We start from the raw sequence: 10,900 nt of genomic DNA on the forward strand, positions 1-10,900 counted from the left end.
ACGCCACGAATCGCAGATTTGAAAGTGAACAGGAAAGTCAATGAAATCAACGATCTACCAACACCACCTCCGCGCCAGTGCTAGCTTTTCGTACCGTCACTTATTGCACTGAAAACGAGGGGACCCCCAATCCACCGCCGACCGCGCTGCCGTGCGTGCCCAGGCCGCAGAAGCTGTTCGCACAGGCCAGATCTCCCACGGCGAAATCGGCAACGCCATGTAATGCAAGCCGATGCGGGCGTTTCGGACGCCACCGCTTGGCGCATCCACTGCGGCTGAGCGAAGGCGTCATCGGTGCACCGCATCACATTGCATCGCCCATGAACGAGCCCCCATTGCGGGGCTTTTTTCATGGGGCAAACTTTTGACGAATCCCAGCTAGGGCAACGCCGAATAAGTCCCCGCAGTGGCGCACGCCCTGATTTGGGATGGGATGCAAGGCGCAAACCACAGCGATAGCCGTAGCTATCGCGAGGATTTGCAACGCGGCAGACCGCCCAAAGCAGGGGTGCGCGGTGCGCGAGGGACTTGTTCAGCGTTGCCCTAGGTCTGTCAGGACGGCCCCATGCGGCCCGACGAACGTTCCAGCAGGGTTTCCAGCACCTCGATACGGTGCCGATGCCGGGTGGTGATGGCGTAGAAATGCTCCTGCAGCCCGGCGGAGTAGCCCACCTTGACGAGGATGCCCGTGCGCAACTCGTCCTGAACCACCACCTCGGGCAGCACGGTCAGCCAGCCGCTGTCACGGGCGATCAGGCGCAGCATGGCCATGTCATCCACCTCGGCGCGCAATCGGGGCGTCACCCCGGCCGATGCACACAGGGCTTCAAACTGCGCACGCAGTGCATGGCGGGGGCCAGGCAGCGCCACCTCCATACCCTCCAGGTCTTCAGGTATGCGCAACGAGCGCGATTGCCACACGCTGGCAGGGCCGACCAGCGAGATGGACTGGCTGCCGAGAAATTGGCAGTGCAAGGGGCGCTCGGAGTCGGAAGGCACTGACTCATTGGCCAGCACCACGTCCAGCTGGTGCTGCACCAGGCGCGAAATCAGCCCCTCCAGCAGCCCTGACTCCAGCGTCAAAACCACGGACGGGTCGGCCAGCAAGGGGCGGATCCAGTTTTCCTGGTAGTTGCGGGACAACGTTGCCACACTGCCCACGCGCAGCCGGGTCACCCCCGACGCGCTGCCCTGCAGGCGCCCCAGCATTTCCTGACCCAGTCCGAAGATGTTCTCGGCATATGCCAGTACCAGTTGCCCGGTGTCGGTCAGCAGCAGGCGGCGGCCCTCTCGCAAAAACAGCTCTTCGCCCAGGCGCTCTTCCAGCTGCCGGATCTGGGTGGACACCGCAGACTGGGACGTGTGCAGCTCTTGCGCTGCCTGGGTAAGGTGCCCCAGCTTGGCCACACGCCAAAAGTAGAACAGGTGGTTGAAGTTGAGTTGATCGAGTCTCATTGTTCTATTTTTAGTATTTTTTTGTTCTTTTCAATGTATTTTACAGAACAATAACCCCGCAGCATCATCGCCCCCAGTCTTGTTTCTGGAGGTTGAGTGATGCCATTTGTTCACGTTTTGTCCCACGCCAGCGCATGGGCACCGGGCATGCTCATGCTGGCCGCCATGGCGCTGGCACTGTGCCACAAGGGCTCGGTTGCCACGTTGTGGCGCTGGATGCTGATCCTGTCTGGTGCCGCCTTGGCAGGTTCTGTATTGGCGGCGATTGCGGCCATGGCTGGCATCGGCCGGCTGGACCACGCTGGCTGGCTCAAGGCATCGCCGATGGGCTTGTGCATGGGGGTTCTGGTGCAACTGCTGGGCACCGTCATCGCAGCGTTTTCTGCGAGGTACCTGGAGGGAGAGCCCGGCCAGCCGCGCTACATGGCAGCACTGGCGGGTGTGCTGGCTGCTGTGCACGTGCTGCTGCTGGCAGACCACTGGATCGTCCTGGCCATCGCCTGGGCTCTGGTGGGCATTGCGCTGCAACACCTGCTGTGCTTCTACCCCGACCGGGCTTTTGCCAGCCTGGCCGCCCACAAAAAACAGATGGCCGACAGGGTGGCCGACGTATTGCTGGTCGGTGCGGCGGCACTGGCCTGGCTGGAAGTCGGCAGCGGTTCTTTGTCGGCGTTGTGGGCGTACATCGCACGCGACGGCATGTCCCCGTTGCTGCACGCCAGCGCGGTGTTGCTGACCCTGGCCGTGATTTTGCGGACGGCCTTGTTGCCCGTGCATGGCTGGCTGATCCAGGTCATGGAGGCGCCCACGCCGGTGTCTGCACTGCTGCACGCAGGCGTGGTCAACCTGGGCGGGTTCGTGCTGATACGGTTCGCCCCCTTGCTGGAAAACGCCGCCGCTGCCCGCGTCGTGCTGGTCGTTTTTGGCCTCGGTACAGCCGTGCTCGCTGGCATGGTCATGCTGACGCGCATCAGCATCAAGGTCAGGCTGGCCTGGTCCACGGTGGCGCAGATGGGGTTCATGCTGCTCGAATGCGGGTTGGGCCTGTACACGCTGGCTGCGCTGCACCTCGTGGGGCACTCGCTGTACAAGGCCCATGTGTTTCTGTCGGCATCCAACGCGGTTCGGCAAGCGCGGCTGCAGGCCATGCACAGCGCAACCCCGCCCACAGCCATCAGCCTGGCGCTGGCACCCGTCGCCGCCACGGCCACCGTGCTGCTGGTGCTGAACGTGGCGGCGGAGGTGCCCTGGCCCGCCTGGTGGTCCGCCGTGCTGGGACTGGCCTGGGCACCGCTGCTCTGGTCGCCTCAGGGCCAGGCCAGCGCCAAGACTGCGGCCTGGCACAGCCTGGCCGGGCTGGTGATGGTGGCGGGCCTCACCGCAGCGGCAGTTGCCATCCACCATGTGCCACTGGGCTTGCGCGATGCTCCGGCGCACGTGCTGGGGTGGCTGGCACTGATCGGACTTTTAGGCCTTTACCTCTTTCTGGCACTGCTGCAGAGGCAGCCCCACATGCTGCGGACCTGGCGCAGGTGGAGCTATGCAGGGTTCTACATCGACGAGGCGTACACCCGGCTGGCCCTGTACATCTGGCCCACCGCCTGGACACCCCCTGCCCCGCGTGACGCGGTCCCCCATGTAGCAGGCCCCACGTTGCACAGAGCCGCCCCCTGAACCGCACTGCACCCGGAGAACCCCATGATGGAATCACTGACCGACTGCCCCACCGAGGAGCTCGCGGCGCCAGCGCCCACGCACGCTGCGCAGCACCCGGCCTCGCACAACGACATCGACACCGCCTGCGCACAAGCGTGCCAAGCCATTGCACCGGCCTGGCCCCTGGACCGTGCCATTGCAGTCAACCCGCACTGGGCGCGCATCGGCATGCCGGTGCGCCGGGTGGCAGCGCGCATGGCAGCGCTGGGCGGCATTCAGGTCTTTCCCGGGCGCGACCGGCAACTGCAAGCGTGGACGGAAGGACGCATCAGCGCCCAGGACCTTGATCAGGCGATCCGCCAGATGCCTCAGGCGCAAGCCTGCGGGTTGACTGCCGAAGACTGCGTACAGGCCTTACACAACACCCAGCCCGTAGAGCAATTGCCCCTGCTGATCGATGTGCTGGACAACGACCCCCACCGCCAAACCCGCTTGTCCTGGCGCCAGGCAATCACCCACCAGGTGAGCCAGACCTGCGCCGCCTATTTCGACCAGACACAGGCGGACTGGCAGCCCCAGCGGTCCGAGGGCCTGTATGCGTTCTGGCGCGAGACTCTGCAGCACGACCACTCCATCGGCCTGCTGATGGGCTTGCCACACCTCGCCGAGGCCTTGGAGGCTCTGCCCGCCACCCGGGAAGACGCCGAACGCTGGGTACTGCACAGGCTGCGCCTTCCCAAGGCGGTGTGGCCAGACTATCTGGAGTCGGTGCTGCTGACGGTGAATGGCTGGGCTTCGTGGTGCGCCTATCTAGGCTGGCAGGCCCACCTGAACCAGACCTCCGACCCGCACCTGCGGGAGTTGCTGGCGATCCGGCTGGCATGGGGTGCGGTTCTACTGCATTGCAAGGACGATGCCGCAGGCACCCATGCCTTCCAGGCGCTGCAACAGGCCTGGGGCCAGGCCCCCGCCTTGTTGCAACGGGCAGAGCAGGCTCTGCTGGTCGACGAAGTGTGGCAAGTAGCTCTGGAAGTCGGCTACCAGCGCCAACTGGCTCAGCGGCTGCTCGGTGCCGGCAGTGCCCCGCCCAACCAGCACGAGATCGAGGTGCAAGCCGCTTTTTGTATTGATGTGCGCAGCGAGCCACTGCGGAGGTCCCTGGAGGCCATTTGGCCCGCCGTACAGACCATCGGGTTCGCGGGATTTTTTGGCCTGCCCCTCGCCTACACACCGCTGGGCACCAGCGCTCGCACGCCCCACCTGCCGGGCCTGTTGGCACCCGCAGTAGAAGCCACTGACTGCATCGTGCCATCCACTGCGGGCGCGTTGAAGACCGATGCGACGCTACAAGAAGCAGCGATCCACGCACGCTCCAGGCGCTTTGCGCTGGCCGACCAATGGCTGTCCGCCAGCCGCTGGCCGGGTGCGGCGTTCTCGTTCGTTGAAGCGGCGGGCGTGGGCTATGCGGGCAAGCTGGGCCAATGGCTGCGGCCCTCCCGGCAAGCCAGGGCCAACGATGCACTGGAAGGCCTGCCTGCGCGCTATCGCCCCCTGTGCCGGCCCCAGCTCACGGGGCTGGACATCGGCGCCAAGGTGTCGCTGGCAGCGCGGGTGCTGCGCTCCATGGGGCTGGACGGTTATCTGGCGCCCCTGGTACTGCTGGTAGGGCATGGCAGCCAGTCGGCCAACAACGCCCATGCGGCAGCGCTGGACTGCGGCGCATGCTGCGGCCAGACCGGCGAAGTCAGTGCCCGCAGCCTGGCACAACTGCTGAACGAACCTGCCGTGCGTACGGGCCTGGCGGAACAAGGCATCGCCATTCCGGAGTCCACAACCTTCGTGGCGGCCCTGCACAACACCACAACCGATGAGATCGAGGGCTTTGACCTGGACCTGCTGCCCCCAGCCGCTCGCCAACGGTGGGACAGCCTGCAGCCGGTGCTACACCATGCCAGTGACCAGGTCCGCAGAGAACGAGCACCGCACCTGCACATCGACCCACGGACACCGCACGACGATTTGCTGAAGCAATTGCGAAGGCGCGCCAACGATGGCGCCCAGACGCGCCCGGAATGGGGCCTGGCGGGCAACGCAGCCTTCGTCATCGCACCCCGGCACAGGACGCTGGGCGCTGCGCTACAAGGACGCAGCTTTCTGCACGACTATGACGCCCAAAGAGACCCCGACGGCAGCCTGCTGGAAGCGCTCATGACCGCGCCCATGCTGGTCACCCACTGGATCAACTGGCAGTACCACGCATCCACCTGCGCCCCCACACGCCTGGGGAGTGGCAACAAGGTGCTGCACAACGTGGTGGGCGGACACATCGGCGTCTTTGAAGGCAACGGCGGTGATCTGCGCATCGGCCTGTCGCAGCAGTCGGTGCACGACGGCAAGCGCTGGTTGCACGAACCACTGAGGCTGACCGTGGTGATTGATGCGCCCCGCCCATCCATCGACGCAGTGATCCATCAACATGCCGTCGTCAAGCAACTGGTGGACCACGGGTGGCTGCACCTCTGGCGGTGGGAAGGCACCGACCTGATGCGCTATGACCAGGGTCTCTGGGAGCCGCTGCACACGGAGAACTGGTGATGCACCCCAGTGCACGCCCCTATGCAGACCGCCGCATCGCCTTGCTGACCCAGCATGGCAAGGAGCGGGTCATCGCGCCCGCGCTGGAGCCGGGTCTGGGTTGCACGATTGAACATGTCAGCGGGTTCGATACCGACCTGCTGGGCACCTTCACCCGCGAAACGGCACGTGCGGGCTCGCAACTGGATGCAGCACGGCGCAAAGCCCGCAAGGGCATGGAGCTCTCCGGCCTCGATGCCGGCCTGGCCAGCGAGGGCAGCTTTGGTCCCGATCCGTTCACAGGAATGGTGCCCTGGAACGTGGAGCTGATCGCCTGGCTGGACGACCGCATGGGCATCGAAGTCGTCGGCATGGCACAAGGGCCTGCGCGCAGCGGGCACCTGCTGAGCGATAACTGGAGTGCCGTGGAGGCATTTGCGCAGCGCGAGGGCTTCCCGCAGCAACAGCTGGTGATGCGCCCGGAGAGCCAGGACGACACCCGCATGCACAAAGGCATCGCGGACTGGGACCGGCTGCGGCACTGCTTCGACGCCTGCCAAGCCCAGGCCCGCAACCGCCAGGTCTTTGTGGAGACGGACCTGAGGGCCTTTGCCAACCCCACCCGCATGCGCCTCATCGAGCAAGCTGCGCAGGACTTGCTGCAGCGACTGCAGTCGAACTGCCCAGCCTGCAACGCCCCGGGTTACTGGGTCACCGAACGCATACCGGGGCTTACCTGCTCTGCCTGCGGACGGCCTACCGCATCCTGCCGCGCTGAGGTGTGGTCGTGCCCACGCTGCGAATACCAGTCCAGAATGAGCAAAGCCACGCGGGCATTGGCAGATCCTCGCCACTGCGCGTATTGCAATCCCTGACTTGCAATCACAGCGGTCCCGCGTTCAGCACAGTGGTTTGAACACTGACCGGCGAGGCGTCACAAAGCAAACAACAACTGGCCAATCGATCAGTCAGTTGTTGGTAAAAAACGGGGTGTTCGACAGCTCACTCCACAGTAACGCTCTTGGCCAAGTTGCGGGGCTTGTCCACATCCGTCCCCCGCGCACAGGCCGTGTGGTACGCAAGCAGCTGCAGCGGCACGACATGCAGCAGTGGGCTCAATGCGCCGTAGTGCTCGGGCATGCGAATCACGTGGATGCCCTCACTGCTTTCGATGCGGGTGTCGCCATCGGCCAGCACGTACAGCACACCCGCACGGGCGCGGACTTCCTGCATGTTGCTCTTGAGCTTCTCCAGGAGGGCGTCGTTGGGCGCCACCGTCACCACCGGCATGGCGCTGGTCACCAGGGCCAGGGGGCCGTGCTTGAGTTCACCGGCCGGGTAGGCTTCAGCGTGGATGTAGCTGATTTCCTTGAGCTTGAGCGCGCCCTCCAGCGCGATGGGGTAATGCAGCCCTCGGCCCAGAAAGAGCGCGTTTTCCATGCGCGCAAAGTCTTCAGCCCAGCTGATGAGCTGGGGTTCGAGCGCCAGCACGGCCTGCAGGGCCACGGGCAGGTGGCGCATGGCCTTGAGGTGTGCAGCCTCCTGCTCTTCACTCAGGCGGCCCTTGCTTTGCGCCAGGGCCAGCGTCAGCAAGAACAGGCCCGCCAGCTGCGTGGTGAAGGCCTTGGTGCTGGCCACGCCGATCTCGACCCCGGCGCGGGTGATGTAGGCGAGCTTGCATTCGCGCACCATGGCGCTGGTGGCGACGTTGCAGATGGTGAGCGTGTGCTGCATGCCCAGGGATTGCGCGTGGCGCAGCGCGGCCAGGGTGTCGGCGGTTTCGCCGCTTTGGCTGATGGTGACGACCAGGGTGCGCGGGTTGGGCACGCTGGTGCGGTAGCGGTATTCGCTGGCCACTTCGACCTGGGTGGGAATGCCCGCGATTTCTTCGAGCCAGTATTTGGCGGTGCAGCCGCTGTAATAGCTGGTGCCGCAGGCCAGGATCAACACGTTGTCGATGTCCTTGAACACGCGCCAGGCAGCCGCGCCGGGCTCGCCATGCTGGCCTGCACCATCAAACAGCTCGGGCACGATGCCGGCCAGGCCTTCCAGCGTGTCGGCAATCGCGCGGGGCTGCTCGAAGATTTCCTTTTGCATGTAGTGGCGATACGGCCCCAGCTCGGCCGCGCCGCTGTGGGCCTGCACGGTGCGCACGGGGCGCTGCCCGGTGGTCAGCGCATTGCCGTCCTTGCCCACGATCCAGTAGCGGCCCAGCTGCAGGTCCACCAGGTCGCCCTCTTCCAGATAGACGATCTGGTCAGTGACGCCCGCCAGGGCCATGGCGTCGCTGGCCAGAAAGTGCTCGCGCGATGACGAGGCGCCGGTTGCGTCCTTGCCCACGCCCAGGATCAACGGAGACCCTGCGCGTGCGCCCACCACGCGGTGGGGTTCGTCCTTGTGCATGACGGCGATGGCGTAGGCGCCATGCAGTTCGGCCACGGTGGCCCGCACGGCGTCGAACAGGTCGCCGCTGTAATGGCTGTCCACCAGGTGGGCGATGACCTCGGTGTCGGTCTGGCTTGCAAACACGTAGCCGCGTGCCTGCAGGCGGGCGCGCAGTTCTTCGTGGTTCTCGATGATGCCGTTGTGCACCAGTGCCACCCGGCCTGCGGCCTGCGCATGGGCGTCTGCGCCCGTGCCGTGGCTGAAATGCGGGTGGGCGTTGTGCACGGCAGGCGCGCCGTGCGTGGCCCAGCGGGTGTGGGCGATGCCGGTGGCGCCGTCGATGTGCTCGGTGCTCACCTGCTCCAGCAGCTCGGCCACGCGGGCGGTGCTGCGGGCGCGCTGCAGGCCGGCAGGGCGCGTGGCGTCTAGGCTGGACGCATGCACGGCCACGCCGCAGGAGTCATAGCCCCGGTATTCAAGTCGCTGCAGGCCCTGCACGAGGATGGGAACGATGTTGCGCGTGGATACTGCGCCGACGATGCCGCACATGGTGGTTGCCTTTGGTTGGAATGTGATGGGATGCGGCGATGGTAGGCAGCGTCCCAAAAAATTATTGATTGATATTTGCAGCAACATGAACTTTAATTTCACCAATAATCAATGTTGAAATTTTTGTTCATTTTCTGACCTCCAATGGAATTCATATCGCTCGATGCAATTGACCTGCAGCTGCTCAACCTGTTGCAGACCGATGCCGCGCAGAGCAACCAGGCCCTGGCCGAACAGGTGCATGTGTCGCCGCCCACCTGCCTGCGCCGCGTCAAGCGCCTGCACGATGTGGGACTCATCGAGCGGCAGGTGGCCATCCTGCAGCCCGACCGGCTGGCTGCCCTGCAAGGCCACGGGCTGGCGTGCATCGTGGAGGTGTCGCTGGACCGCCAGGGGGCCGAACAGCTCGACGCCTTCGAAGCCCGCGCCGTGCAGGAGGCCGCCGTGCAGCAGTGCTGGCGCGTGTCACCCGGGCCAGACTTTGTGCTGGTGGTGCACACGCGGGACATGCCGGGCTACCTGGCGCTGTCGCAGCGGCTGTTCACCGGCGACGCCAACGTGCGCAATGTGAAGGCCTTCTTTGCAACCCGCCGGGCCAAATTTGAGACCAAAGTGCCGGTAGCGCCAGATTGACATGCGCTATCTGCTATCAATTTATTAGCAAACCCACCTGCATCCTCATCGGCGCCCTCTCACCGCCCCGCCCCTCAGCCCCCCCTGACAGGCCCCACAGCACATCCCAACACCCAGCAAGGTCATCCATGCGACTGATGGGAATGGACCACGGTCATTTCTTGCTGGTATCGCCTGACCGGGCGTTGTAAGCTCCCCCGCACTTTCAACCTACCTGGCCGGTGAATGCCCGCGTGGCAGCACCGCCCTTCTCCAACACCCCCATGCCGACGCCCCGCCGCCAGATGCCCCGCCGCATCTACCCCTTGCGCATCCTGGGCATGGGGCTGGGTGGCATGGTGGTGGCCACGGTGCTGTGGGAGCGCCAGGCATCCCCCCTGGCCTGGACGGCGCTGTTGCTGGCCACGCTGGTGTGGCCGCACGTGGCCTACCTGCTCACACGCCGCGCCGCCGACCCATACGCCGCCGAGGTGCGCAACCTGCTCATCGACTCGGCGCTGGTCGCTGCGCTGGTGCCGCTGATGCACTTCAACCTGCTGCCCAGCGTGATGCTGCTCACCCTGACCATGGTGGACAAGATCACCACCGGCATCCGGGGGCTGTGGGTGCGCGCCCTGTGGGTGATGCTGGCGGCCGGTGTGGCCAGCACGGCGGTCATGGGGCTGCACTGGGCGCCCGAGACCTCCATGCGCGTGATAGTGGCCTGTCTGCCGGTGATGTCGCTGCACACGCTGTCGGTCAGCGCCGTGAGCTACCAGCTCATCCGGCAGTCTGCGCGCCAGAACCAGATGCTGGACGAACTGCGCCGCGTGGACGCACTGACCGGCCTGTTCGGGCGCGGCCACTGGCAAGAGCAGGCAGAGGCCGCACTGCGCCGCCACCACACCACCGACGAGCCCGCCTGCATGCTGATGCTGGACATCGACCATTTCAAGGAGATCAACGACGCTTACGGCCACACCGTGGGCGATGAGGTCATCCGCGCGCTGGCGCATGTGGTGCGGGGCAACGTGCGCGCCGGTGACTGCGCGGGGCGCTACGGCGGGGACGAATTCGCCATCGTGCTGCCCGGCATGCATGCGCGCGACGCCCTGGCCATTGCCCAGCGCATCCGCGAGCAGACAGAAGGCGTGCGCCTGCGCAGCCTGCCCGAACTGCGCATCACCAGCAGCATCGGCGTGGCCCCGGCCGACCACCGCCACAGCAGCCTGCGGGCGTGGATCGACGCCGCGGACGCAGCGCTGTACGTCGCCAAAAACGGCGGACGCAATCAGGTGGCGGGGTGCATGGAGCCAGCGCTGGTACCAGCGGTGTAGCAGCCAGCACTGCGGCCGGCGTCAGGGCTCGTTGGCGGCTGCAGGGTTCACCGGCCACTGCACCCGCACCGTGCAACCAGCGCCCGGCACCGCCGTCGCGCTAACCTCTGCGCCGTGGCGCTGCGCAATGGCGCGGCACAGTGCGAGCCCCGCGCCCACCCCCTCGAACTCCGTCTCGCGGTGCAGGCGCTGGAACACGCCGAACAAGGGGTCCCCTCGTTTTCAGTGCAATAACTGGCGGTACGCAAACCCAGCACTGGCGCGGGGGTGGTGTTGGTAGATCGTTGATTCTGTTGGCTTTCCTGTTCACTTCTCAAACGGGTATCGTGGCC

At 65.6% G+C, this 10,900-nt stretch carries 7 protein-coding genes and 2 pseudogenes; 6 read left to right on the forward strand and 3 right to left on the reverse strand.

Features of this window, described 5'->3' with window-relative positions; genetic code table 11:
• Positions 1–127 precede the first annotated feature (127 nt).
• Positions 128–223 (forward strand): annotated as a pseudogene (locus F7R11_RS27385) (DUF4148 domain-containing protein); the annotation flags it as partial.
• A gap of 329 nt (positions 224–552) precedes the next feature.
• On the opposite strand, the gene F7R11_RS26800 reads toward F7R11_RS27385, so the two are convergent.
• Entirely contained in the window at positions 553–1,455 is a 903-nt protein-coding gene (locus tag F7R11_RS26800; RefSeq protein ID WP_004637169.1) for a LysR family transcriptional regulator, read from the reverse strand.
• A gap of 99 nt (positions 1,456–1,554) precedes the next feature.
• On the opposite strand from F7R11_RS26800, the gene F7R11_RS26805 reads away from it, so the two are divergent.
• From F7R11_RS26805 to F7R11_RS26815, 3 genes are read left to right on the forward strand one after another with little or no spacing between them, the layout of a single operon-like run.
• On the forward strand, positions 1,555–3,129 hold the full coding sequence (locus F7R11_RS26805) for an NADH-quinone oxidoreductase subunit L (protein WP_004637167.1): 1,575 nt from the start codon (positions 1,555–1,557) through the stop codon (positions 3,127–3,129).
• Positions 3,130–3,153: 24 nt separating this feature from the next.
• On the forward strand, positions 3,154–5,706 hold the full coding sequence (locus tag F7R11_RS26810; protein ID WP_004637165.1) for a YbcC family protein: 2,553 nt from the start codon (positions 3,154–3,156) through the stop codon (positions 5,704–5,706).
• A complete protein-coding gene (locus tag F7R11_RS26815; protein WP_004637164.1) occupies positions 5,706–6,560 on the forward strand; it encodes a DUF6671 family protein in 855 nt (284 codons plus the stop codon). Before F7R11_RS26810 ends, F7R11_RS26815 begins: the two co-directional genes overlap by 1 nt.
• Before the next feature lie 127 nt (positions 6,561–6,687).
• Here F7R11_RS26815 and glmS read toward each other — a convergent pair whose 3' ends face one another.
• On the reverse strand, positions 6,688–8,619 hold the full coding sequence (gene glmS, locus F7R11_RS26820; protein WP_004637163.1) for a glutamine--fructose-6-phosphate transaminase (isomerizing): 1,932 nt from the start codon (positions 8,617–8,619) through the stop codon (positions 6,688–6,690).
• Between the two features lie 144 nt (positions 8,620–8,763).
• Between glmS and F7R11_RS26825 the strand changes: the two genes are divergently transcribed.
• Complete coding sequence (locus F7R11_RS26825; RefSeq protein WP_004637162.1) at positions 8,764–9,252, forward strand: Lrp/AsnC family transcriptional regulator; 489 nt, start codon at positions 8,764–8,766, stop codon at positions 9,250–9,252.
• A 263-nt stretch (positions 9,253–9,515) separates the two neighbouring features.
• Entirely contained in the window at positions 9,516–10,568 is a 1,053-nt protein-coding gene (locus tag F7R11_RS26830; RefSeq protein WP_004637161.1) for a diguanylate cyclase, read from the forward strand.
• 21 nt (positions 10,569–10,589) lie between these two features.
• Here F7R11_RS26830 and F7R11_RS26835 read toward each other — a convergent pair.
• A pseudogene (locus F7R11_RS26835) lies at positions 10,590–10,787 on the reverse strand (ATP-binding protein); the annotation flags it as partial.
• Between the last annotated feature and the right edge of the window lie 113 nt (positions 10,788–10,900).

This window comes from Ralstonia insidiosa, from assembly GCF_008801405.1.
Classification (GTDB): domain Bacteria; phylum Pseudomonadota; class Gammaproteobacteria; order Burkholderiales; family Burkholderiaceae; genus Ralstonia; species Ralstonia insidiosa.

Coding starts and splice junctions, on each gene's coding strand:
- F7R11_RS26800 (WP_004637169.1), bottom strand. CDS start 1,455: ATGAGACTCGATCAACTCAACTTCAACCACCTGTTCTACTTTTGGCGT.
- F7R11_RS26805 (WP_004637167.1), top strand. CDS start 1,555: ATGCCATTTGTTCACGTTTTGTCCCACGCCAGCGCATGGGCACCGGGC.
- F7R11_RS26810 (WP_004637165.1), top strand. CDS start 3,154: ATGATGGAATCACTGACCGACTGCCCCACCGAGGAGCTCGCGGCGCCA.
- F7R11_RS26815 (WP_004637164.1), top strand. CDS start 5,706: ATGCACCCCAGTGCACGCCCCTATGCAGACCGCCGCATCGCCTTGCTG.
- glmS (WP_004637163.1), bottom strand. CDS start 8,619: ATGTGCGGCATCGTCGGCGCAGTATCCACGCGCAACATCGTTCCCATC.
- F7R11_RS26825 (WP_004637162.1), top strand. CDS start 8,764: ATGGAATTCATATCGCTCGATGCAATTGACCTGCAGCTGCTCAACCTG.
- F7R11_RS26830 (WP_004637161.1), top strand. CDS start 9,516: ATGCCGACGCCCCGCCGCCAGATGCCCCGCCGCATCTACCCCTTGCGC.